The sequence below is a fragment of the Lutibacter sp. genome (genome assembly GCF_041562875.1).
Taxonomy (GTDB): Bacteria; Bacteroidota; Bacteroidia; order Flavobacteriales; family Flavobacteriaceae; genus Lutibacter.
This window is the reverse complement of sequence record NZ_JBFFOE010000001.1, coordinates 1-23554: the sequence shown is the minus strand read 5'-3', so window position 1 is coordinate 23554 and position 23554 is coordinate 1. Positions and strand designations below refer to the sequence as shown.

Here is a 23554-nt window from a genome sequence, read left to right as displayed (position 1 = left end):
TTAAAATCAATATTTATGTCGAAATGTGGACAATGTATCATAAAGCGATTTAACGCTCTTAAATCTTTGACTAGTGAAGAACTGGAGAAGTTTTCAGATCATAAAACATCTCTTTTTATTAAAAAAGGTGAAAATTTAATGACTGAAGGAAACCCTATAAATGGCTTATATTGTATTAGAGATGGTAAAGCAAAATTAACAAAGCTTAGTACAAATGGTAAAGAACAAATTATAAAATTTGTAAAAGGTGGAGATATTTTAGGACAACGTTCAATATTAAGTGATGAGCCCGTGGGCTTAAACACCACCGCTTTAGAGGATATGCACGTTTGTTTTATTCCAAAACAAGATATTCTAGAAACTATTAAAGAAAATGGTCAATTTTCATTAAATATAATGAAGATTATTTCTCATCAATTAAACCAAGCCAATACCATGATATCTCAAATGGCTCAAAAACCTGTAAAAGAACGCTTAGCAGAAACTCTTCTCAGTTTAGAAGAAATTTTTGGCGTAGACAATGAAGGTTGCATTGATGTGGTTTTAACCAGAGAAGAAATTGCAAACACAATTGGAACAGCCACAGAATCAGCAATTAGATTATTATCAAACTTAAAAAAAGATGGTCTGATTGATTTAATTAATAAAAAGATAAAAATTTCAGATAAAAATGGACTTAAAAACATGTCTGAAGGATATTAAATATTAACCTTTACATAAAAAAGCCTTTTAGAAATCTAAAAGGCTTTTTTTTATAAAATTTGTAAAACTCTCATTAATTATATCATTGAGGCTGCAATACGTTTATAAATACCTTTTTCAAGTTTAGAACGAATTGCTGAAAAAGCTTCAATAGTTACTTTTACATCATCTAATGTGTGCGTAGTTGTTGGTATTAATCTTAAAATTATTAAACCTTTTGGGATAACTGGGTACACAACAATTGAACAAAATATACCATAATTTTCTCTTAAATCATTCACCATGGCCATTGCTTCAGGAATATCACCTTCTAAGAAAACAGGAGTTACACATGTATTTGTTTTACCTATATTAAAACCATTTTCTTTTAAGCCATTTTGCAAAGCATCAACATTTTCCCATAACTTTTCTTTAAGTTCAGGCATTGTTCTAAGCATATCCAAACGTTTTAATGCTCCTTTCACCATAGGCATTGGCAATGATTTTGCAAACATTTGTGAACGCATATTATACTGTAAGTACTGAATAATATCTTTATCCGCTGCAAAAAATGCTCCAATACCAGCCATAGATTTTGCAAAAGTAGCAAAATACACATCTATTCCATCCTGTACTCCTTGCTCAAAACCAGTTCCCTTACCATCTTTACCTAAAGTTCCAAAACCGTGAGCGTCATCTACTAAGAATCTAAAATTGTACTTTTCTTTTAAAGCAACTATTTCTTTTAATTTACCTTGTTCACCACGCATTCCAAAAACACCTTCTGAAATAACAAGAATACCTCCACCTGTTTCCTCTGCATTTTTTGTAGCTCTTTGTAAGTTTTTTTCTAAGCTTTCAATATCATTATGTTGGTAAGTGAATCTTTTTCCATGGTGCAATCTAACTCCATCAATAATACATGCATGAGCATCTATATCATAAACTATAACATCATGTTTAGTTACCAGTGCATCTATAGCAGAAACCATTCCTTGATAACCAAAATTAACTAAGTAAGCAGCTTCTTTTTCAACAAATTCAGCACATTCAATTTCTAATTGCTCGTGAAATTTTGTGTGACCAGACATCATTCTAGCCCCCATTGGATAAGCCATACCATATTCTGCAGCAGCTTCTGCATCAGCTTTTCTAACTTCTGGGTGATTTGCCAAACCTAGGTAATCATTTATACTCCAAGTAATAACTTCTTTACCATTAAATATCATTTTATTAGAAATTTCACCTTCTAATTTTGGAAAAACATAATAGCCTTCTGCTTGTTTAGCCCATTTCCCTAATGGACCTTTATCTTTCACTATTCTTTCAAATAAATCTTTCATTGTTTAATTATTTAGGGCAAAATATATTTTATAACTATCTCTTTTTAAGATTGCAAAGTACGGCAATTTTTTTATGCTAAAAAAATGTTATTAATACAAAAAAAGAGGTTTAAAATTAGTCTTAAACCTCTTTTTAAATTGGTATATATACATTACTTTATATATTCAACTTCAGAATGTGCTTGCTTTTGAGTATCAAAAAAACCCTGTTCCTTCATCCAATCATCACTATATATTTTTTCCATATAACGTGATCCGTGATCTGGTAAAATTAGTACTACCTTAGAATTTTTATCAAAATAGCCTTTTTCTGCATATTGTATAGCTGCTTGAACTACTGCTCCACTTGTGTAACCTGTAAACAACCCTTCAGTAAGTGCTAATTCTCTAGCTCTATGTGCAGCTGCTTCATCAGTAACTTTTTCAAAAACATCAATAACATCAAAATCTGTAGCTGATGGTATTAAATTTTTACCTAAACCTTCAATTCTATATGGATAAATTTCATTTTTATCAAATTCTTTTGTTTCATGAAATTTCTTTAAAATTGAACCAAATGCATCAACACCTAATGTTTTTATGTTTGGATTTTGCTCTTTTAAATATTTAGAAACACCTGATATTGTACCTCCAGTTCCACTTGCTGCAATTAAATGAGTTATTTCTCCATTAGTTTGTTTCCAAATTTCTGGACCTAATGAATTATAGTAGGCTTCCGCATTTAAATGATTAAAATATTGATTTATATAAATAGAATTTGCAGTTTCTTTATGTAGTCTTTTAGCAACTTCATAATAAGAACGTGGATCATCTGCATTAACATGTCCTGGGCAAACAAATACTTTAGCACCCATAGCTTTTAACATGTTTATTTTCCCTACTGAAGCTTTAGAATTAACTGCTAACATGCATTTATATCCTTTTATAATACTTATTAATGCAAGGCTAAAACCTGTATTACCAGAAGTGGTTTCTATAATAGTGCTATCTTTATTAAGTAATCCTTGCCTTTCTGCTTCTTCAATAATATGTAAAGCTGCTCTATCTTTCATAGAATGTCCAGGATTAAATCCTTCGCATTTTGCATAAAAGTTACCTCTAAGATTTTTTGTGATTGTATTTAACTTAATTAAGGGAGTATTACCTATAAGGTCTAGAATGTTATTACTTATACCTATATTTTCAGTCATTTTCTAAAGTTTAATTCAATAATGAGATATTCAAAAATGAATTATGAATAATAATCTATAACGCGCAATTTAATATTTTTTTTTAAATTTTAATGTGGCCTTCTAAACCTAATATAAAACTATAATCTCTTGCAACTTCTTTTAAGGAATCAAATCTCCCAGAAGCCCCGCCATGACCCGCTTCCATATCTGTATGCATTAATAAAATATTTTTATCGGTTTTTAATTCTCTTAGCTTTGCAACCCACTTTGCAGGCTCAAAATACTGAACTTGAGAATCATTTAATCCTGTTGTGATTAACATATTTGGATAACTTTGCTTCGAAATATTGTCATAAGGTGAATAAGATTTCATATAGTCATAATATTCTTTTTCATTTGGATTTCCCCATTCATCATATTCACCTGTGGTAAGTGGAAGACTTTCGTCTAACATGGTAGTTACAATATCTACAAAAGGAACAGAAGCTATAATTCCATGGAACAAATCAGGATTCATATTAATAATAGCTCCCATTAATAAACCACCTGCAGATCCTCCGCTGGCGTATAAATGATCTTTTGAAGTATACTTTTTTTTAATTAAAAATTTTGCACAATCAATAAAATCGGTAAAAGTATTTTTTTTATTTAATAATTTTCCGTTTTCATACCATTTACGTCCTAAATATTCACTTCCTCTTACATGTGCTATTGCATAAGCAAAACCTCTGTCCAATAAGCTTAATCGAGTTGTACTAAAACCTGCATCAATAGTAATTCCATACGAACCATAACCATATAAAAGTAATGGGGTATCTTTTGATAATTTAGTATTTTTATGATAAACAATAGATATAGGTATTTGAGTTCCATCAATCGCTGGTGCCCATAAACGTTCGCTTATATAATTATTCTTATCAAACTTCCCGCCTAAAACTTGTTGTTCTTTTTTAATTACTTTTACTTTGGTATGTACATTAAAATCTATTACAGAACTTGGTGTTGTCATGGAATTGTATCCGTAACGTATTTCGTTTGTATCAAATTCAGGATTAAAATAAACGCCTGCTGAGTAAGTTTCTTCTTCAAAAGGAAGATAATAATCTTCAGAATTATCCCAATACATAATCCTAATTTTATTCAATCCATTGGTCCGTTCTTCAACAACTAAAAAATCTTTAAATATTGAAATATCTTCTAATAAAACATCTTCTCTATGTGCTATTACATCAACCCAATTTTCTTTTAATGTCTTCTTTTCTGAAGTTTTCATTAATTTGAAATTAACGGCTTTATCTTTATTAGTAAGTATGTAGAAGTGATTTTTGTAATGTGCCACACTATATTCCAAATCCCGTTCTCTTTGCTGAAATATTCTAAACTCACCCGTAGCATTATCAGCTTCTAAAATACGATACTCTGTAGAAACTGTACTGCTTGAACCTATGATTATATATTTTTCAGATTTGGTTCTATAAACATACGTGCTAAATGCCTCATCTTCTTCAAAAAATACTTCAACATCTTTTGATGGGTCTGTTCCTAAAACGTGACGAAATATTTTTTCACTTCTTAAAGTAATAGGATTCTTTTGTGTATAAAAAACAGTTTTATTATCACTTGCCCAAGATGCACTTCCTGTGGTGTTTTCAATTTTTTCAGGATAAATTTCTCCTGTAGTTAAATTTTTAAACTGCAATGTATATATTCTTCTACTTATTGTGTCAACACCAAAAGAAACTAAATTGTTATCTGGACTAACAGACAAACCTGAAAGTTTAAAATAATTAAACCCTTCGGCTAATTTATTAACATCAAACAAAATTTCTTCTTTTGCATCTAAAGAACCCTTTTTTCTAGCATAAATTGGATATTGGCTTCCTGTTTCAAATCTTGTAATATAATAGTAATTGTTTTTTTTATAGGGTACGGACTCGTCATCTTCTTTAATACGAGATTTCATTTCTTGAAATAAATCTTCTTGAAATTGTTTAGTATGAGCAGTTTTTGCATCATAATATGCATTTTCCTCATTTAAATAATCAATAACCTTTGAATTTTCCTTATCATTTAACCAGTAGTAATTATCAATTCTAACATCTCCATGAATTTCTAATTTCTTCTCAATCTTTTCAGCTTTTGGTATTTTCATAAAGTTATCTGTCATCCGTACTAATTTTTGAGTGGCAAAAATAGGATAATTTAACCTTGAATTAAATTTATTTAGTTAAAAATATCTAAAGCCTTAATTAAATGATAATAAATTTCATGTTTAGAGTTTTCATTTTAGAATTAAAGAAAATTTATTCTTTAAAACAATCTTCTGAAAACCCAATTAAATATACTTTTTCTTGAGCTCTGGTAATTGCTGTATACAACCAGCGTAGATAATCAATATTTTGACCATCAGGCAAATATGGCTGCTCAACAAATACTGTTTTCCATTGCCCACCTTGTGATTTATGGCATGTTACAGCGTATGAAAATTTCACTTGTAAAGCATTAAAATATTTGCTCTTTTTAACTGCTAGTAGCTGCTTATATTTAGAGCTTTCATGAGCAAAATCTTTACCCACTTCTTGGTACAATTTATTTGATTCGTCATAAGAAAGTGAAGGTGATTCAGAAGAAAGTGTATCTAACAATAATACGGTTTCAAATGGTTTTTGATTTGGGTAGTCTATCATTCGTAGTTTAACTTCAGCAAATCTAAATCCATAAAGTTCCTTCATATTAAAAATCTCTAATATTTCACAAATATCTCCATTGGCAATAAAACCAGCTTCACTATCATCATTTAACCAGAAATAATTATTTTTAACAACCATTACAAAATCTCCAGTAGAAATTTCATTTTCCTGTCCTCTAATTTTACTTCTAATTTGCTGATTGTATTGGTTTGCACGTTTATTTGAACGAACTATAAAAGCAGTGTCTTCTACACCAATATTATCATAAGCGGTATTTATTGCGTCTTCAATATCATAACCATCAATCAATCTAATTAAATCTGGAAAACCTAATTGAAATTGAAAATTACTAAAACCATTATTCGCTAAAATTAAACGTAGTTCAGTAGCATTTATTAAAATCCCAGAATCTTCATGCTGACGCATTACTTCATTTAATTCAATTTCAGTAATATCTTTATTATAGTTTAATGAAAGCTTTTTAGCATCTAATGCAGGACTAATATCTAATTTAACTGGCGGTAATTGTGCTGTATCACCAATTAAAATCAATTTACAATGTGCTCCAGAATAAACATAGGAGATTAAATCATCTAATAGAGATCCATTTTCAAATAATTTTGCACCTGGTTGTGAATCTGGAATCATAGAAGCTTCATCTACAATAAAGAGTGTATTTGTATGTTTATTTGTTTGTAACGTAAAATCTACACCACCTGCTTTATTCTTTTTAGGAAAATATATTTTTTTATGAATGGTAAATGCTTGTCTGTTTGAATATCCAGAAATAACTTTTGCCGCTCTTCCCGTTGGCGCTAACAGTACGGCTTTTTTCCCTACTCGCCATAAATTATTTACAACTGTACTAATTGTAGTTGTTTTTCCAGTCCCAGCATACCCTTTTAATAAAAAAAGTGCATTTTTATTTGTGTCAAAAACAAACTCAGACAATTTACCAAGTAACTTGTTTTGCGAACTTGTAGGTTCAAAAGGAAACTTTTCAATAATATCTTGATAAAATTCAGGTGCAGTTTTTGTCATATTTAAAATAAAATTCAAATATACAAATTGATTTATGCTCAAAAATTTTTCTCATTAAAAAAAATTTGTAGATTTGCGTACACACATAAAATTTAAATACAAATGATGACATTTTTGATTATAATTGCTGGTATTGTAGTTACTGGTTTTTTAGCATACGCAATTGTTAATTTTATTCCAAGGAAACTTCATTGGGTAATTTCAGTAGTACTAATTGCTTTGGCAGCTTTTTTAGTTTTTAAAATTAATTTTGAAATTCAAAAACCTGTTCAATTTAATAAAGAGAAAAAAATAAAATATGCTGCAGTAGTTAAGAATTTGAAAATTCTTCGTGATGCTGAAGTTGCTCATAAAAAGGTAACAGGAAAATATACAGCAAATGGTGAAGGATTAATTAAATTTATTGACACCGCTAAATTTGCATTAACACAAACAAGAAACGTTGCAAAAACGATTAATGTTGGTGGTGGAATTACTAAAGAAATTGAAGAAAGAGTAGTTGACACTATTGGTTATGAGGATGTTAAAAATAAATTTTCTGGAGTAGATTATAAAAATATGCTTACCATTCCTGGTACAGATCAGAAATTTAAGATTGAAGTTGGTGAAATTGAAAAAATACAAGGTTTATTTGTTCCTGTATTTGAAATTAAAGTTGATAAAGCTTTAATTTTAGAAGGAATGGATATGAACCTAATTAAACAAGAAAAAGAAGCAATTGGTGGTGAAGAAGTAAGAGGTGAATATTTAAGAGTTGGTTCTTTAGGTGAAGTAAGCGAAGACGGTAACTGGCCGCCATTTTATGATCAAGGAGATAAAAAAGATATCGAATAATAACGTAGATTTTTTAAATCTACAAGAAAATCACATATCCATCCAACTTAGTTTGGATGGATTTTCTTTTTGTATTTATAATAAAATACAAGAAGAAATAGGTGTTTTTGCAGTATACGAGTTTGAAAATAACTCGAATTCTCCATACAAACATTTAGAACAGGTTAAGCAATTATTTGATCAAGAAATTTTGCTTCATATAAAATATGAATCAGTTAGCGTTTCACATTTTAATAACCTAGCTACGCAAGTTCCTAAAGCCTTTTTCAATAAAAGTAATTTAAAAGACTACCTTCAGCACACTATTAAAGTGCTTGATAATGATTATATTACTTATGATGAAGTTTGGAATTCAGAGATTATAAATGTTTACATTCCTTTTGTAAATATTAATAATTTTTTATTAGATATTTATGGAACTTTTATCTACAAACACTCTTCTACAATACTTATTGAAAAACTATTAAATAAGTATAAAAATTTAGAAGGCGATTTTTGTTTCGTAAATGTTTCAAATACTACATTTGAAATTATAGTAATGAAAAATACAAAATTTGAATTGTTTAACTCCTTTAGTTTTGTTACAAAAGAAGATTTTATATATTATATACTTTTTACAGCTGAACAACTAAATTTAAATCCAGAAGAGTTTAATTTAGTGCTTGTAGGTGATATTGAAAAAGAATCTGAATTATATACTATTTTATATCAATATATAAGAAATATAAAATTTTATGAACCTACTACTTTTCCATCAATTTTGAATAGTATTTCTTCACACTCTAACTTTACCTTATTAAATCAATTATAATTAATGCGTATTATTTCAGGAAAACATAAAAGTAAACGATTACAAGCACCCAAAAGCTTACCTGTTAGACCAACAACAGATATGGCAAAAGAAGCTTTATTTAACATTGTTAACAATACCTATTATTTTAATGATATAGCTGTACTTGATTTATTCTCTGGAACTGGTAATATAAGTTTTGAATTTGGATCAAGAGGCACTAAAAATATTACAGCCGTTGACGCTCATTTTGGTTGTATTAAATTTATAAATGAGACCTCTAAAGAACTAGATTTAAATATAAACACTATAAAAAGTGATGTGTTTAAATATTTAGAAAAAACCAACACCAAATTTGATGTCATTTTTGCAGATCCACCTTATGAATTTGAAATTGAATTGTTTGAGAAAATTGTTAATTTAGTTTTTGACAAAGATTTATTAAATGATGAAGGTACTTTGATTGTTGAACACTCAAAACAGACTGATTTATCTAAGCATCAATATTTTAGTTATTCAAAAAAATATGGAGGAAATATGTTTAGTTTTTTTGAAAAAGAAAATGAAGCCTAAAATAAGGCTTCAATAATTTGTTTTTCGGAAATTCCCTCAGCTTCCGCTTTGTAATTTTTAACAATTCTGTGTTTTAATATTGAATACGCAACAGCCTGAACATCTTCAATATCAGGAGAATACTTACCGTGAACGGCTGCATTTGCTTTTGCTCCTAAAATTAAATTTTGCGAAGCCCGTGGCCCTGCACCCCAATCTATATAATTATTTACAATTTCAGGTGAATTCTCGGTATTAGGTCTTGTTTTAGAAACCAATGTTACTGCATATTCAATCACATTATCTGGAACAGGAATTCTTCTTATTAAATGTTGAAACTTATTAATTTCCTCATCTGAAAGTAATGCGTTAATAACTGGTTTAACATCATTAGTTGTGTTTTTCACCACTTCAACTTCTTCTTGAAAACTTGGATATTCTAAATTTATTGAAAACATAAATCGATCTAGCTGAGCTTCCGGTAAAGGATACGTTCCTTCCTGCTCAATTGGGTTTTGTGTAGCCAACACAAAAAAGGGTTTTGCTAATTCATAATGATGGCCAGCAACTGTTACAGTGCGCTCTTGCATTGCTTCTAAAAGAGCAGCCTGTGTTTTTGGTGGAGTTCGGTTTATTTCATCAGCTAAAATAATATTGCTGAAAATTGGGCCTTTTATGAATTTAAAATGACTCGTTTCATCTAATATTTCACTTCCTAAAATATCTGAAGGCATTAAATCTGGTGTAAACTGAATTCGTTTAAAATTAAGACCTAAAGTTTTAGCAATTGTATGTACTATTAAGGTTTTTGCCAAACCAGGAACGCCAATTAAAAGTGAATGTCCTCCACTTAAAATTGAAAGTAATATATGATCTACTGCTTCATTTTGACCAATTATTACTTTTCCTATTTCTTGTTTTAAAGCTTTATGTTTTACAACTAGTTCTTTTAATGCATCAACATCAGACATATTAATCTTTTTTCCAATTATTTTTAAACTCACATTTTTTAAAATCTTCGTTTATTTTAATGTAAGTATCTTTAATTTTATCTTTTGCCCATTTATCAACTGTTTCTTCTTGTTTTTTTTGCAATGTTAATTGTTGAATTTTTTCATAATCTTGTGTAAAACTAGCAGTATGAGCTTCATCTTTACTTTTTAACAAAATTATTTTATGCATTTTCTCTCCTCCTCTTATCTCATCATAATAAGTTTCTGTAATTTCACCTGCTTTTAAATTACTAACGCGTCCGTATAAAGTTGGATCCATACGTGTTAAATTAAAACGTGTATCATTAGTTTGTGGATTTAAAATTAACCCTTTATTATTTTTAGTTTCTTTATCTTCTGAATATTTTAGCACTGCATCTTCAAAAGTAATTTCTCCACTAAGTATTTGCTCACGAATTTTAGATAATTCATCTTTTGAAGCTTGTAATTCAGCTCCACTAATTTTTGGTTGCATTAAAATATGGCGTACATCACGTTCCTGACCTTTAATTTTTTCAACCTGAATGATGTGATATCCAAAACCTGATTCAAATGGTTCAGAAATTTCACCTTCATCTAAGCTAAAAGCTACTTCCTTAAATTCCTTAATAAAACCACTTTCACGCGTAATTGTATATTTCCCTCCAGCTCCTTCACCATTACCTGAAACAGCAGGATCATCAGAATTTATAATTGCTTTTAATCTGAAACTATACCCTTCTTCTATTTCCTTTCTAATTTCATTTAGCTTTATAATCACACGATTAACTTCTTCTTCAGAAGGTTTTACAATTTTTACAATTTGAGCCAATTCAATTTCAGCACTAAATTCAGGTAAACTATTTTCTTTTTCAAGATTTTTAAAATAAGTTCTAACTTCTTCAGGAGTAACATCTACCTTTTCAGTGATGCTTTCTCTTTCCTTACGTATTAAAATTTGCTCTTTTTGAATGTCATATAATTCTTTTCTTAAATCTTCTTCGTCGTTAAAACCATACATTTCAACTACTTTTTCCATATCACCTAATTGTTGCGTAAAGTAGGCTATATTACGTTCAACTTCACTATTAACTTCTACATCTGTAGCTACAATACTATCAACTACAGCATGATGCGCAATTAATTTTTGTGTCATAAGTTCTTCCAACATCTCACAATCTGTAATATCTATTTTACCTTCAATACGCTGCTGCAATTCTTTTTTAAATTTATCAATATCAGAATCTAACACTATATTTTTCCCAACAACTACTGCAACACCGTCTATTTTTATTCTTTCAAACTTGTTAGTTTCAACGCTTAAACTATCCTGTGCATTTATTCCTATCACAAATAACAGAAATGCCATTCCAATAATATTTTTTTTCATTTTAGTAAATTTCAATTTGTCGTTTTTTAGTTGCATCTTCAATTAATGTTTCTTCAATATTTCTTAATAATAATAATTTTCTTTGATGTAAAATCATCTGCTTAATGGTAGGTGTTACATAGCTTTTTGGAGCTAATTCATTCCTATTTAACACTTGCTTAATGGTCACCAAATATAAGCTTAATGAATCTTCTTTTTGAATAAAGTTATCTTTTTTTAACAACTGATTTTTGTCTTCATTGCTAAATACTGGTATTTTAACCAGTAAATCACTTAATTTAATCCAAATTGAATCGTTTAAGTGATAAGATTTTAAAGAAAGTTCTTTAGAATTTAAATCATCTAAATCTTCTTTCTTTGATGAAAGAAAAAGTTTAATAAGTTCCTTTTTGTTCAAAACATCTTTACCAATTTTTATAAATTTAAGCTTCACTAATTCCTCATTTAGCTTGAAATTTTGTTTGTTCTCTTTATAAAATATATCAATATCATCTTCCGTAATTTCAGTATTTAAATATTGTTTAACTGCTGCTTCTTTATAAGAGTTTATAAATAAATCTTCTCTATATTTCTTAACAAAACCCTCGAATTTTTCAATATCATTTTCTAAATTTATTTGGGCTTTAGACAGAAGTAACTGCTGCCTAACCCAATTATTAATAAAATTATTAGAGATTAAAGTACTGTCCTGTGCTGAAATATTTTCATTAAAAATATTTTTTAAATCATCCTTATATAAATATGTATTATTAACACGTGCTACAGTCTGACGAGTATCATTTTTAAAAGTAAAATAATTACAAGATTGCAAACTAATAACAGCTACTATGTAAATATATAAGTATTTCATTTCTTCATTATATTTTTAACTTTTTTAATCTCTTTTTTTCTGCACTTTCTATCTTCACGAAGTATTTATCTCTAAGTTGTTTAGAAAAATTAATTTCTAAATAATTCTGATAATCTGAAATAACTTCACCTTTTCTAGTTTTTAAATCATTCGATTTATATTTACTCTCATTTGAGTTAAAATAATTTTGTAAACCTATACTATCCTTTGCTTTTTCCCAAACTTCCTTTTCCAACAAATCAAAAAGTAATAACCCTTCATTAAATTCTTTATAAGTTGCTGCAAATTCAGGATTAGAATATTCTATATTCTCTGTATAATATTCTAAAATTTCTTTCTCTTTAAAAGCTGTAAAGGCTTCATTTAAAGGTGTATTTATAACTGTTTTTAAGTAGATTATGAATTTTTTTTGAAGAATTTTTTTATTGTTAATTGAAAATAAATTTTGTTGAAAATTTTCAGAATTATTCTTCCAGTCTTCACTATAAAATTGCTGAAGTGCTGCTTCATTTACAGTAATAGTATACTGATGAAATAGCTTATTAATAACTGATTTACTAATTAAATTAGAGCGTTCATCCTTTTCAACTTCTTGCTTTAATTTTTCCTCCATTTTTTCAAAGCTTTCAATAGGGTATTTTTTAATTAATTTTACAATATGCCATCCAAATTGAGTTTTAAATGGTTTAGAAATATCACCCTCTTTTTTCAACGAAAATGAAACTTTTGAAAAATCTTCAATCATTTTTCCTGTGCCAAATTTTTCTAGTTTTCCACCTTTTATGCCGCTTGCTTTATCTTCAGAAACTTTTTTAGCTAATTCATAAAAATCTGATTTATCACTAAGAAGAACATCATAAACTGAATCTATTTTTCTTTTAGCTGCTAAACTATCATTTTTAAACATGATGTGAGCAACTTCAACTTCTCCTTCAGATGCTCTTATGCCATTCACTTTTAAAATATGAAATCCAAACTTAGTTCTAAAAGGCATAGAAACTTCATTTACTGGAGTTTCAAACGCCATATTTTCAAACGGGTATACCATTTGCAATGCCGTAAAATACCCAATACTTCCTCCATTTTGCTCAACGGTTGGGTCTTTAGAATATTTTTTTGCTATTTCAGCAAAATCATTGCCGTCTAAAATTAAATTTCTAGCTTCAATTAAAGTATTGTAAGCTATTAAGGTATCATTTGGAGTAGTTTCTGGTTTTAAAAAAATAAGAATATGACTAACATTTACTTCTTTTTTTAATCTATCATAAGCCTCTTTAATTAGTTTATTTGTTACTTCCTTATCTTTTAAATAAGGTAAAACCAAATTATTTTTATACTGTTTTAATTCATTTTTAAATTTTTGAAGTGTGTCTAAACCTAAAGATTTTCCTTCTTTTACTTTTAATTTATAATCTATAAATAATTTCAAATAACTCTCTAAATCTGATTTTGAGTCAGTTACTAACTGTAAATTCTTTTTATAAACCGTTAAAAACTCTTGAGAATAATACGGTTCATTATCAATAGTAAATAAGATATTTTTATTTTCCTGTGAAAAAGTTTTAAATCCTATAAAAAATAATGATAAAAATAAATACTTAAACTTCATATAATAATAATTTTGCTTCAAAAATAACAAAAAGTGTGGATATCAATATAATTTTAAAACGCTGCAAGATATTTTTTATTTTTTCACAACCATGTTAAAGGAATCACAAAGAAATAATACCTTCAACCTTTTCTGCTTCCATATATTTTACAATAATATCATCTGCTTTATTCATCACTACAAGTATTGATAAACTAACATACTTTCCAGTTTTTGAAGATGTTTTAGTAATAACTGCTCCTGTGAAATCGAAAATATCTTCAACTTGTATAATTTTTTCTTCTGATGCAGGTACAATAAATTTAAATAAGTATTTTGCTGGAAAAGCAGTATCCTTTTTTAATTTTTTCTTTAATTTTTTATAAAATTGTTCTCTTTTATCCATTTTCTTTTAAAAAATAAGGTATCAAATTTTATACCATCTACTATTGTTAATATTTAACTGACAAAATTACATGAATATTTTTAGTATAATTTAATGAATACCTTAATTTTGCAATATGCAACAAAAAATAGTAATCACTGGCGGACCTGGTACAGGAAAATCTACCATTATTGAAGAATTGATAAAACGTAAGTTTACGTGTATGAAAGAAATCTCAAGAGAGGTTACTTTAAATGCCAGAAAAAATGGAACAGAACAATTATTTTTAACAAAACCGTTGTTATTTAGTGAATTGTTATTAGAAGGGCGTGTAAACCAATATATTGAAGCTGAAACAAAAAATGAAAATCTTATTTTTTTTGATAGAGGAATCCCTGATGTTCATGCCTATATGAATTATATTAGTATAGATTACCCAGCTACATATCTTACAAAAAGTAATTTATATAGATATAATTACATATTTTTAATGCCACCTTGGGAAGAAATTTATATTTCAGACAACGAACGTTATGAAAATTTTGAACAAGCTTTAGCTATTCATAATCACCTTGAACGTACTTATAAAGATTTAAACTATAAAATAATTGAAGTACCAACAGGAACCATTGAAGCTAGAACAAACTTTATATTAGACTGTTTAAAATAATGAATACACCTCTTGAAATATTAAAAAAATATTGGAACTTCTCTGAATTTAGAGATCCACAAGAGGAAATTATTGAAGCTACTATAAATGGAACAAATACCATTATTTTACTACCTACCGGAGGTGGAAAATCATTATGTTATCAAATTCCTGCTTTAATCTTAGATGGGATTTGTATCATTATTTCTCCACTTATTGCTCTTATTCAAGACCAAGTAAATAGCTTAAAAGAAAAAAATATTAAGGCCATTGCTTTAACTTCTCAGTTAAGTCAAGATGATGTTATATTAGCCTTCGACAATTTACAATTTGGCAATTTTAAGTTTCTATACCTTTCGCCAGAAAAATTACAATCTCCTTTTATTCAAGAAAAAATTAAGCAATTGAATGTTTCCATTGTTGCTATTGATGAAGCTCATTGTATTTCAGAATGGGGGCACGATTTTAGACCTTCCTATTTGCAGTTAAAAATTCTAAAAGAATTAAAGCCCAAAGCAACTTTTATGGCTTTAACAGCTACAGCTACACAAAAAGTATTAGAAGATATTCAACAAAATTTAGAAATAAAAGAAGCTGTTATATTTAAAAAATCTTTTCAACGAAGTAATTTAAATTATCATGTAATTACTACAGAAAATATTCATGGAAAATTGCTTCAAATTGTTAATAAAATAGACGCTTCCATAATTATTTATACCAATACTAGAAAACAAACGAAAGAGATTTCAAAATTTTTAACAAAAAACAATTTCAAAAGTAGTTACTACCACGGTGGGCTTTCAACTCATGAAAAAAATAATGCTTTTACTAATTGGATGCAAAATGAAACTCCTATAATGGTTGCTACAAATGCATTTGGAATGGGAATTGACAAACCCGACGTTAGCGCTGTAATTCATATAAACACACCAAATAGTTTAGAAAATTTTATTCAAGAAGCAGGCAGAGCAGGTAGAGATGGTGAAACAGCTTATTCAATAATTTTAACTAATAAATCTAATCTCTTTGACACTACAAATAAGTTTAAAACTAATATGGCTTCAACCAAGGTTGTAAAAGCTGTTTACAACCATTTAAACCAATATTATAATATCACTTTAGGCGAATTACCAACACAATTATTTGATTTTTCAATCCAAGAATTTTGTCATACTTATCAACTAAAACTATTACAAACATACAATGCTATTAAAGCTTTAGAGCGTGAAAATATAGTGAGTTTAGATGAAAATTACAGTAAAAAATCTACCCTGAAATTTTTAATAAGCAACACTCAAATTTTTGATTATTTAAACAATCAGCCTTCAAAAAGTGAGTTAATACAATTAATTTTAAGAAGTTATGGCGGTATTTTTGACCATTATACCATTATAAATGAGTTTTCACTTTCAAAAAAATTAAAAAGTTCAAAAAAAGAAGTTGTTAAACATTTAAATGATTTACATTCAAATGGAATCGTAAACTATTCGTATGAAAATACCACTTCAAAGTTATTATTTTTAGTTACAAGAGATGATAATTATACAATTAATCATATTTCAAAAAATATTGAACAACAGAATAGTTTAAAGTACGAAAAATTAGAAGCCGTTATTTCATACATTCAAAATACCAAAACGTGTAGAAATACTCAACTTCTCTCCTACTTTAATGAAACTATTAAAAAAACTTGTGGTAATTGTGATGTTTGTAAAGCTAAAATTAAACCTGATAATTCATTAGAAACCATTTCAAACCATATTATTAATTTATTGGATGAAAAACCGCTGTCTTCTCAAGAACTAACTACACTCTTAAATTATTCAGAAAGTGAAATTTTAAATTCCTTAAAAATACTATTAGAAAAAAATAAAATAGCAATAACTTCGCAAAATAAATTTAAACGTAACTTTTAATGAGAGATTTGAGAATTGTATTTATGGGAACTCCTGATTTTGCTGTTGCAATTTTAGATGCACTTGTAAAAGCAAAGTTTAATGTAGTTGGAGTTATTACAGCTTCTGATAAACCTGCCGGAAGAGGTCAAAAAATATCCGAATCTGCAGTTAAAAAATATGCTTTACAAAACAATCTTAACATTTTGCAACCTACAAATTTAAAAAGTGAAGAATTTATAAAAGAATTAGAAAGCTTAAATGCTAATTTACAAATAGTAGTAGCTTTTAGAATGTTACCAAAAGTAGTTTGGAAAATGCCTAAATACGGTACCTTTAATCTACACGCATCATTATTACCAAATTACAGAGGTGCTGCGCCAATAAATTGGGCAATTATAAATGGTGAAACAAAAACAGGAGTTACCACATTTTTTATTGACGAAAAAATTGATACTGGAAATATTATTTTGCAAGAAGAAGTTGAAATTGATAAAACGGAAACTGTTGGCGAATTACATGATAAACTAATGCTAATTGGAAGTAAGTTAGTAGTTGAAACTGTTAAACAGATTGAACAAAATAATGTTAAAACATTTAAGCAACCCGAAATTGATGAAAAACCTGCTCCAAAAATATACAATGATACCTGTAAAATAAATTGGAATGATTCCTTAAATAACATTTACAATTTAATAAGAGGTTTAAATCCATATCCTGCTGCTTGGACAACTTTAAGAAACAATAATGAAGAAATTAAAGTTAAAATTTACGATATTAAAAAAGAAAATATAGAGCATCTACATAAAATAGGAACAATAATCACTTCAAAGGAAGAAATTAAAGTTGCCGTTTCAAATGGCTTTATTATCATTAACAGTTTACAATTAGCTGGCAAGAGAAAAATGGAAAGCAAAAGCTTGCTAAATGGATTTACATTTTCTCAAAATGCATTGATGCATTAATCCTTATATTTTAAAGGGTTTATAGCTTTTTTTAATAAATAGCATTAAGGTTATTAACATTTAATATCATTTATTAACAAAAATATCACTTTTTTATTCAAAAACTTGCACAAGCCCTTATTCCGTATAACTTTGTTAAGCTATTAATAGCAAAAAATGTTTAACCAATTAATTTAAAATTTAAGTTATGAACAAATCAGATTTAATTGATGCAATGGCAGCTGATGCTGGTATCACAAAAGCAGCAGCGAAAGCAGCATTAGAATCATTAACAGAAAATGTGACTAAAACTCTTAAAGGAGGAGGAAAAGTAGCATTAGTTGGATGGGGTACTTGGTCTACTTCTAACAGAGCAGCTAGAACTGGTAGAAACCCTCAAACTGGAAAAACTATCCAAATTGCAGCTAAAAATGTAGTTAAATTTAAAGCTGGAGCTGGACTAAGCGATGCTGTAAACTAACATATAAGAACTATTTCTTATTTTAAAAACTCTCTAAAAAATTTAGAGAGTTTTTTTTATTCAAAAAATAATTTTATATTTAAACATACAATTTTCTTATAATGGTTGAATTAACTCCTTCTAAAGGTAAATTATTAGTATCCGAACCTTCTATATTAAATGATAAATCATTTAATAGGTCTGTAATTTATTTGTCTGAACACAATAAAGATGGTTGTATTGGTTTTATAATAAATAAACCAACTCAATTTATTTTAAATGATTTAATTCATGAGATTAATTGTGATTTTAAAGTATATAATGGCGGTCCTGTAGAGCAAGAAAATTTATATTTTATTCATAAGTTACCAAATTTAATACCAAATAGTATTGAAATAGATAAGGACATTTATTGGGGCGGTGATTTTGATATTTTAACCGATTTACTAAATAATAATACTATAAAACCGACTGATATTCGTTTTTTCTTAGGTTATTCGGGCTGGTCTGTATCCCAATTAAAAGAAGAGTTAGAAGAGTCTACTTGGACAGTAGTTGATAATAATTACAAGAATATATTAGAAGTTGAAAGTAATGATATTTGGAAAAATCAATTATTAAAATTTGGTGGTGAATATCAAATTTGGGCAAATGCACCAAAAAACCCTAATTTAAACTAACCTATTAAACTCAAAAGTTAATTCTTTAGAGACTTCAGTTTTAAATATCGTCTTTTTATAAGCAAAAACTGGTTGTATTCCAATAATTACGTTTGAAATAAAAATTTCATCAGCTTTTTGCAACTCAAAAGGAGAAATTATAGCTTCTTTAAATGAATATTTTTCATTTTTTAATATAATTTCAATTATTTTTTTCCTTGCAACCCCTTTTATACAGCCTTCGCTTATTGGAGGAGTTTTAATCAAATTCCCCTTAATAATAAATATATTTCCGTTGATAGCTTCAACTACCTGCTTATTTTCGTTTACTAAAATACAATTATCAAACTCGTTCTCAGAGGCATAAATACTGGCTAAAACGTTTGTTATTTTATTAGTAGTCTTTATAGAAGATAACAATCCTGAGTAGATATAATAATCTTTAAATATATCAATCGTATAATTATCTTTTATTCTTGAATTAAGTTCTGAAGCTTCAATTAAATAATCAACTTCATTTATTAATGGTTTATATAAGCCACCATCTTTTCTAAAAACTGTAAATCGAATTCTAGCATTTTCCAAATTATTTTGCTCTGCAGTTTTAAGTAACTCTTGCTCAAAAAATTCTAACGTGAAATTAATTGGAATTTCCATTCGAAGCATCCTCATTGAAGCCATTAATCTAAAATAATGATCTTCAATAAAATAAACTTTTAAATTTTTAACTTTTACAGTCTCAAATAAACCATCTCCATATTTGAAAGCTCTATTATTTGAATTAAAAATTTCAGTTGATTTGTTATGTAGTGTACCGCTTAAATTTATCATTTATTAAATTTAGTTGACAAATTTACATAATTAAAATCTTAAAAAATTCAAGGTTTAATTATGTATAAAAAGCAATGTAATTATGCTCCTATGGTATGTTTTAGCTCATCAATTTGGTTTGTCCAAAACATTTTGGCTTCTTCAACTTCATCTTCTTCTGCAAAATCTGTAACAATTAATGATACATCTTTCGTAATTTCATCTACTTGAATTTTAAATTCAAAGTAAATTTTGTCCTCGCCATCTTCAAGCCATTTAAATTTTATTTTTTCACCTGGTCTTTCTTGAAGCACTTTTGCTTGTTCTTCAGATCCATCCCATATGAATGTATATAGCTCTCCACGAGAATTTACATTATCTGCAAACCATTCAGAAAGCCCTGATGGTGTACCAAAATATTGATAAAGCATTTGTGGTGAGGCGTGTATAGGAAATTCTATTTCAAATTTAATTTTTGTCGACATCTTATTTATTTAAAAGCACAATATATATAAATATTCCTTTTTAAAAAAATTTAAATTCTTAAAAAATAGAAGAATATATTTGTTGCTATAACTATTTTATTTTTTATATTTGCACCCTTAATAAATGGCGTGGTAGCTCAGTTGGTTAGAGCGTCGGATTCATAACCCGGAGGTCTCCAGTTCAATTCTGGATCACGCTACACTTTAAATTTATGTAAACGAGCGATTTAGTACTACTAAATCGCTTTTTTTATGTTTAATTTAAACGAATATCTAGTAAACGAGTACGAAAACGAGTACGAAAATGAATACAATCCTCCTATGAAAAAAAAATATTCTGAACCAAAAATCTACAATGCAAATGGAGATTTAAGTAAACGATGGTACGTATATTATAGATATAGAAACCCAGAAACTGGTGAGCTTAAAAGAATGCCTTCAATATTTTTAGGAGCAAACAACTATAAAACTAAAGTAGAAAGGCTTTCTATTTTGACTTCATTTCAAAAAACATTATCCAAAATATTAAAAGATGGATATAATCCTTTTGAAGGAAATCAAAACTTATATAACAAAGAAATAGAGAAAAATTCTTCAATAAAGGTTGAAATTGAAAAGCCTAAGATGACGATTAAGGAAGCTATTGATTATTCCCTTAATCTAAAGAAGCAAACATTAAAATACACATCTTATAGAGGTTTAAGCAATAGGGTGAATAATTTTACAGAATGGATTGAAAAAAATCATTCTAAATTAAACACTATTGAAGATCTCAACAAAAAAACCATTAATGAATTTTTAAATTTTCAATTAGAAAAAACAAGTGCTGGAAACAGAAACAATTTTAGAGCTGACCTTAGCAGTGTTTTTCAAGTATTAGAAGATAATGAAATTATTATAATCAACTACGTTAAGAAAATACCAAACCTAAAGTCAATTCCTACAAGGAATAAAACTTATTCCAATGAATTGCAAGAAGAAATTTATACTTATTTAGAAAATAATGATCCACTTCTTCTATTATATATAAAATTCATTTCTTATAACTTTTTAAGACCTATTGAAGTTTGCAGATTAAAGGTAAAGGATATAAATATCAAAGAACGAAAACTCCAATTCGAAGCAAAAAACAATACTTTAAAGACCAAAATAATTCCAGAAATTTTAATTAGCCAACTCCCAGATTTATCAAAATTAAATCCAGATGATAATTTATTTACTCCAGATCAAATAGGTAGAGAATGGAACACAAACGAAAATGATAAGAGAAATTATTTTAGCAAACGTTTTAAAAAGGTTGTGAAAGATCACTTTAACTTAGGAGTAGATTATGGACTTTATAGTTTTAGACATACATTTATAACTAAGCTATATAAAGAGCTGCGTAAAGACTATTCACCTTTTGAAGCGAAAAGTAAATTAATGTTAATAACTGGTCACGCTACAATGGATGCATTGGAAAAATATTTACGTGATATTGATGCTGAACTACCAGAAGACTATTCAAAAATGTTAGAATAATGTAAAATTCATGAACTATAATTATTTATTAAATATCTTTAAATTAGTATTAAAGAATAAGCTTATTTAGAAAATTTTTATAATATAAGCACCCTTGATTTCAAACTTTATAAATATACATATTAAGGATTTAAAAAAAAATATTGTTAAAACCGAAACACATAATAAATGACTTCATCCACAGAAATAATTAATCTTCTCAATAAAAATTTAGCGACTAACTTTTTAATATATCATTCGGAAACTCCTCATTTAGAAGATGGTTCTTTAGCATTTGATCTAGGTAATTCAAGTAAGACAATACCTTATAATGAGGTATTCCTTATTAAAAAGATTGGATCCCCAATGATATTAATAGATCTTGAAAACCAAAAAGAAGTATTTCGAGTTTTACAAAAGGACCGTGAGCTGCAAACTAATTTATTTATATTGGCCGATGCCGAACAAAATCTTAGCTCTGAACATTTTTGTTTGGTCTTTGAAAAATATTTAGCTTTTGTTATTGTGGTAATGGAGACATGTGACTTTGAGCTTATAAATTTGAAGTTTGATTTCAAAAATGAATTACCAGAAGATATCTTAACTGCATTTGAAATTCAATTTCAGTCTTTTAAAACCCATTTTAATGAATTATTAGCTAGATACAATATTAAGGTTATTGATACAGAACGTAATATTTCAAAAAAAACAAATTATAAAACACAGATTCCTCAAAATTTAAACTGTGAAACATCGCAACCAGATATTAAACCAAAAACTCTAGCCTTTTATATTTCACATGAAAATAATGATGAAATAGAAAAAATAATTTTTGAAAATTTCAAAGATAAAAAAGGAAAAACATACAGATGTATAATTGAATATTTACATAAATATGATTTATTAACTCTTGAGCAAGGTGAAAAACAAAAAATTTATAATGCGTTTGAAAATATGTTTGACCATTATATAGGTTCATATCAATCAATGTGGGGTTATAAAGTAAATAGGGGTATTGATAATACTTATAAAAATATTAGAAAGATCTTAGTTGAAAAATTTAAAGGTATCCTATAGAAAAATAATTTACTTTTCTTGAAAATTCTTGAAAACTCTTGAAAACTTTTCTTGAAAATTCTTGAAAACACTTGAAAACACTTGAAAACATTTTAAAACGCTGATTTTTAAATTGTTTAACCACAATACTAACTAATAAAAATATAACTATTTCTACTTTCGTTGAGCCGTAAATCGGAATAACGATGAAAAACACAGATATATTTAAAGAAAATCTCACAAAAGATTTAGAACAAAGAACAGCTCCTTCACTGTTTCAAATTAAACCAGTTAATGACTGGATAGATGAAGCTAAAAAAAGACCTATTCCTAAAATGCTCTTCGGAGAATTTTGGTTTGAAGGCGAATTATGCATCCTTTTTGCAGATACAAATCTTGGTAAATCAATTTTAGCAGTTCAAATTGCACAAAGTATTAGTTCTGGTTATCCAACTTGTGGCTTACGTTTAGAAGCAAAGCAACAACCCGTTATTTATATTGACTTTGAATTATCCGATAAACAATTTGAATGTAGGTATTCTGATGGCTATAAAAATCACTTCACTTTTAATAATAATTTTTATCGAGCTGAGATAGAACCTGGAGTAAAAGTACCTCAAAAGTATAATTCATTTGAAGAGTATTTATGTGAAAGTCTTGAAACGATAATCCTTCAACAATCTGCAAAAGTTCTAATAATAGATAATATCTCTTACCTAAAAAACGGAACAGAAAAGGCTTCAGAAGCAACAACTCTAATGATCTTCTTGAATGAACTTAAAAAGAAATATGGATTATCAATATTAGTT

At 27.8% G+C, this 23554-nt stretch carries 23 protein-coding genes and 1 tRNA gene; 13 read left to right on the top strand and 11 right to left on the bottom strand.

Annotated elements, in window-relative coordinates; genetic code table 11:
- Positions 1 to 15: 15 nt before the first annotated feature.
- Entirely contained in the window at positions 16 to 702 is a 687-nt protein-coding gene (locus tag ABY863_RS00120) for a Crp/Fnr family transcriptional regulator (RefSeq protein ID WP_372792088.1), read from the top strand.
- 77 nt (positions 703 to 779) lie between these two features.
- On the opposite strand, the gene ABY863_RS00115 is transcribed toward ABY863_RS00120, so the two are convergent.
- From ABY863_RS00115 to ABY863_RS00100, 4 genes are all read right to left on the bottom strand, one after another.
- Positions 780 to 2024 carry an aminotransferase class I/II-fold pyridoxal phosphate-dependent enzyme gene (locus ABY863_RS00115; protein WP_372792086.1) on the bottom strand — a complete coding sequence of 415 codons (1245 nt, stop codon included), beginning with the start codon at positions 2022 to 2024 and terminating at the stop codon, positions 780 to 782.
- 152 nt (positions 2025 to 2176) lie between these two features.
- Positions 2177 to 3214, bottom strand: coding sequence for a PLP-dependent cysteine synthase family protein (locus ABY863_RS00110; RefSeq protein WP_372792084.1), 1038 nt, complete (start codon positions 3212 to 3214; stop codon positions 2177 to 2179).
- An 82-nt stretch (positions 3215 to 3296) separates the two neighbouring features.
- On the bottom strand, positions 3297 to 5363 hold the full coding sequence (locus tag ABY863_RS00105) for a S9 family peptidase (protein ID WP_372792082.1): 2067 nt from the start codon (positions 5361 to 5363) through the stop codon (positions 3297 to 3299).
- Positions 5364 to 5499: 136 nt separating this feature from the next.
- The gene (locus tag ABY863_RS00100) at positions 5500 to 6927 is read right to left on the bottom strand and encodes an ATP-dependent RecD-like DNA helicase (RefSeq protein WP_372792081.1); all 1428 of its coding nucleotides are present in this window, start codon (positions 6925 to 6927) and stop codon (positions 5500 to 5502) included.
- A 102-nt stretch (positions 6928 to 7029) separates the two neighbouring features.
- On the opposite strand from ABY863_RS00100, the gene ABY863_RS00095 reads away from it, so the two are divergent.
- From ABY863_RS00095 to rsmD, 3 genes are read left to right on the top strand one after another with little or no spacing between them, the layout of a single operon-like run.
- Complete coding sequence (locus tag ABY863_RS00095; protein WP_372792079.1) at positions 7030 to 7761, top strand: hypothetical protein; 732 nt, start codon at positions 7030 to 7032, stop codon at positions 7759 to 7761.
- A complete protein-coding gene (locus ABY863_RS00090; RefSeq protein WP_372792077.1) occupies positions 7730 to 8572 on the top strand; it encodes a DUF3822 family protein in 843 nt (280 codons plus the stop codon). Before ABY863_RS00095 ends, ABY863_RS00090 begins: the two co-directional genes overlap by 32 nt.
- Positions 8573 to 8575: 3 nt before the next feature.
- Positions 8576 to 9124 carry a 16S rRNA (guanine(966)-N(2))-methyltransferase RsmD gene (rsmD, locus tag ABY863_RS00085; protein WP_372792075.1) on the top strand — a complete coding sequence of 183 codons (549 nt, stop codon included), beginning with the start codon at positions 8576 to 8578 and terminating at the stop codon, positions 9122 to 9124.
- Here the strand turns inward: rsmD and ABY863_RS00080 are convergent.
- The 5 genes from ABY863_RS00080 to ABY863_RS00060 all read right to left on the bottom strand — a co-directional run bounded on the left by ABY863_RS00080 (position 9121) and on the right by ABY863_RS00060 (position 14308).
- The gene (locus ABY863_RS00080) at positions 9121 to 10074 is read right to left on the bottom strand and encodes an AAA family ATPase (protein ID WP_372792220.1); all 954 of its coding nucleotides are present in this window, start codon (positions 10072 to 10074) and stop codon (positions 9121 to 9123) included. The two genes, rsmD and ABY863_RS00080, sit on opposite strands and share 4 nt — an antisense overlap.
- Position 10075: 1 nt before the next feature.
- Entirely contained in the window at positions 10076 to 11464 is a 1389-nt protein-coding gene (locus tag ABY863_RS00075) for a peptidylprolyl isomerase (protein WP_372792073.1), read from the bottom strand.
- A 1-nt stretch (position 11465) separates the two neighbouring features.
- Positions 11466 to 12314: a hypothetical protein gene (locus ABY863_RS00070; RefSeq protein ID WP_372792071.1), complete on the bottom strand. Its 849-nt coding sequence runs from the start codon at positions 12312 to 12314 to the stop codon at positions 11466 to 11468.
- A 7-nt stretch (positions 12315 to 12321) separates the two neighbouring features.
- On the bottom strand, positions 12322 to 13923 hold the full coding sequence (locus tag ABY863_RS00065; protein ID WP_372792069.1) for a peptidylprolyl isomerase: 1602 nt from the start codon (positions 13921 to 13923) through the stop codon (positions 12322 to 12324).
- Positions 13924 to 14026: 103 nt separating this feature from the next.
- The gene (locus tag ABY863_RS00060; protein ID WP_372792067.1) at positions 14027 to 14308 is read right to left on the bottom strand and encodes a DUF493 family protein; all 282 of its coding nucleotides are present in this window, start codon (positions 14306 to 14308) and stop codon (positions 14027 to 14029) included.
- A 115-nt stretch (positions 14309 to 14423) separates the two neighbouring features.
- On the opposite strand from ABY863_RS00060, the gene ABY863_RS00055 reads away from it, so the two are divergent.
- From ABY863_RS00055 to ABY863_RS00035, 5 genes are all read left to right on the top strand, one after another.
- Positions 14424 to 14957, top strand: coding sequence for an AAA family ATPase (locus tag ABY863_RS00055; protein WP_372792065.1), 534 nt, complete (start codon positions 14424 to 14426; stop codon positions 14955 to 14957).
- The gene (locus tag ABY863_RS00050) at positions 14957 to 16852 is read left to right on the top strand and encodes an ATP-dependent DNA helicase RecQ (RefSeq protein WP_372792063.1); all 1896 of its coding nucleotides are present in this window, start codon (positions 14957 to 14959) and stop codon (positions 16850 to 16852) included. The genes ABY863_RS00055 and ABY863_RS00050 overlap by 1 nt, the downstream gene beginning before the upstream one ends.
- Positions 16852 to 17796 (top strand): methionyl-tRNA formyltransferase, encoded by a 945-nt coding sequence (fmt, locus tag ABY863_RS00045; protein ID WP_372792061.1) that lies wholly within the window; start codon positions 16852 to 16854, stop codon positions 17794 to 17796. The genes ABY863_RS00050 and fmt overlap by 1 nt, the downstream gene beginning before the upstream one ends.
- Before the next feature lie 187 nt (positions 17797 to 17983).
- Positions 17984 to 18256: an HU family DNA-binding protein gene (locus ABY863_RS00040; RefSeq protein ID WP_372792059.1), complete on the top strand. Its 273-nt coding sequence runs from the start codon at positions 17984 to 17986 to the stop codon at positions 18254 to 18256.
- Positions 18257 to 18357: 101 nt separating this feature from the next.
- Entirely contained in the window at positions 18358 to 18915 is a 558-nt protein-coding gene (locus ABY863_RS00035) for a YqgE/AlgH family protein (protein WP_372792057.1), read from the top strand.
- Here ABY863_RS00035 and ABY863_RS00030 read toward each other — a convergent pair.
- Positions 18907 to 19725 carry an aminotransferase class IV gene (locus ABY863_RS00030; protein WP_372792055.1) on the bottom strand — a complete coding sequence of 273 codons (819 nt, stop codon included), beginning with the start codon at positions 19723 to 19725 and terminating at the stop codon, positions 18907 to 18909. The genes ABY863_RS00035 and ABY863_RS00030 overlap by 9 nt on opposite strands.
- An 80-nt stretch (positions 19726 to 19805) precedes the next feature.
- On the bottom strand, positions 19806 to 20189 hold the full coding sequence (locus ABY863_RS00025; protein ID WP_372792053.1) for an START-like domain-containing protein: 384 nt from the start codon (positions 20187 to 20189) through the stop codon (positions 19806 to 19808).
- 126 nt (positions 20190 to 20315) lie between these two features.
- Between ABY863_RS00025 and ABY863_RS00020 the strand changes: the two genes are divergently transcribed.
- From ABY863_RS00020 to ABY863_RS00005, 4 genes are all read left to right on the top strand, one after another.
- Positions 20316 to 20389: transfer RNA gene (locus ABY863_RS00020), tRNA-Met, on the top strand.
- A 52-nt stretch (positions 20390 to 20441) separates the two neighbouring features.
- Positions 20442 to 21710, top strand: coding sequence for a tyrosine-type recombinase/integrase (locus ABY863_RS00015; RefSeq protein ID WP_372792051.1), 1269 nt, complete (start codon positions 20442 to 20444; stop codon positions 21708 to 21710).
- 168 nt (positions 21711 to 21878) lie between these two features.
- On the top strand, positions 21879 to 22766 hold the full coding sequence (locus ABY863_RS00010) for a hypothetical protein (RefSeq protein ID WP_372792049.1): 888 nt from the start codon (positions 21879 to 21881) through the stop codon (positions 22764 to 22766).
- Positions 22767 to 22951: 185 nt separating this feature from the next.
- The coding region (locus ABY863_RS00005; protein WP_372792047.1) for an AAA family ATPase at positions 22952 to 23554 on the top strand (603 nt) is incomplete at its 3' end.